The 1,513-nt window shown below is 50.0% G+C and carries 1 protein-coding gene; it reads left to right on the plus strand.

Going from position 1 to position 1,513, the window contains the following annotated elements; genetic code table 11:
* On the plus strand, window positions 1–1,513 hold a 1,513-nt coding region (locus C1E99_RS14695; protein WP_330848223.1), incomplete at both ends, for a mucin-binding protein.

Consider the following 1,513-nt stretch of genomic DNA (forward strand, 5'->3'; position numbering starts at 1 on the left):
ATTGAAGCAAGTGCTACGACAGATAATGTGGATGAGATTGTCGTTTACAAGGCCCTCAGCTCTTGGACCATCACTCCACCACCAGGTACAGACCCAGTTCCACCAATTCCTTACGGCAACCATCCGACCGACCCAACCAAGCCGGCGGATCCAACTCCGACCCCAGCAATTCCGAAAGTGGATGGCTATGTCCCAGTTGGACCAGATGGAAATGAATTGCCTAAGGATCCAGATGGAAACTACATCCCACCAGTACCGACTGACCCAACTCAGCCAACAGTCATTACTTACAAGGCCCTTGAACAGAAGGCAGTCATCCAATACTTGGAAGAAGGCAGCAATAAGGTTCTCTCTCCAGCTGATGAAGTAAAAGGTAAGTCAGGTGAGCCGATCGATTACAGCACAGCAGAAACCATTGCCTTGATTGAGGAACGTGGCTATGAGTTGGTGCAAGACAACTTCCCGACTAATGCGACATTTGACCGTGATACAACCAGTCCACAGGTTTACAGAGTTGTGTTTAGAGAGAAGGTTGTCACAACTACCCCAGATAATCCACAGACCCCAGGCACGCCAGTGGATCCGACTAATCCAGACGGACCACGTTGGGAAGAAGTGACCAAGACCATCACTCGTACAGTAGCTTACAAACTGGATACTGTCGATGGTCAACCAGCTCCGACTACCGAAACCAAGACCAATTCAGTCACCTTCGAACGGACTGGTAGCTACAACCACGTGACCAAACAAGTGACCTACACGGACTGGGTAGCTAAGGATGGCGATTCGACTCTGGAAGGCCAGACACTACCATTGGTGACTGGTTATGTGGCTGTCACCGCAACTAGAAATAGCCAGGCAGTATCACCAAGCGCAACGGCAGAAGCCATTGAAGCAAGTGCTACGACAGATAATGTGGATGAGATTGTCGTTTACAAGGCCCTCAGTTCTTGGACCATCACTCCTCCACCAGGTACAGACCCAGTTCCACCAATTCCTTACGACAACCATCCGACCGACCCAACCAAGCCGGCGGATCCAACTCCGACCCCAGCAATTCCGAAAGTGGATGGCTATGTCCCAGTTGGACCAGATGGAAATGAATTGCCTAAGGATCCAGATGGAAACTACATCCCACCAGTACCGACTGACCCAACTCAGCCAACTGTCATTACTTACAAGGCCCTCGAACAGAAGGCAGTCATCCAATACTTGGAAGAAGGCAGCAATAAGGTTCTTTCTCCAGCTGATGAAGTAAAAGGTAAGTCAGGCGAGCCGATCGATTACAGCACAGCAGAAACCATTGCCTTGATTGAGGAACGTGGCTATGAGTTGGTGCAAGACAACTTCCCAACGAATGCGACATATGACCGTGATACAACAAGTCCACAGGTTTACACAGTTGTGTTTAGAGAGAAGGTTGTCACAACCACCCCAGATAATCCACAGACCCCAGGCACGCCAGTCGATCCGACTAATCCAGACGGACCACGTTGGGAAGAAGTGACCAACA

The sequence above is a fragment of the Streptococcus suis genome (assembly GCF_002964045.1).
GTDB lineage: Bacteria > Bacillota > Bacilli > Lactobacillales > Streptococcaceae > Streptococcus > Streptococcus suis_U.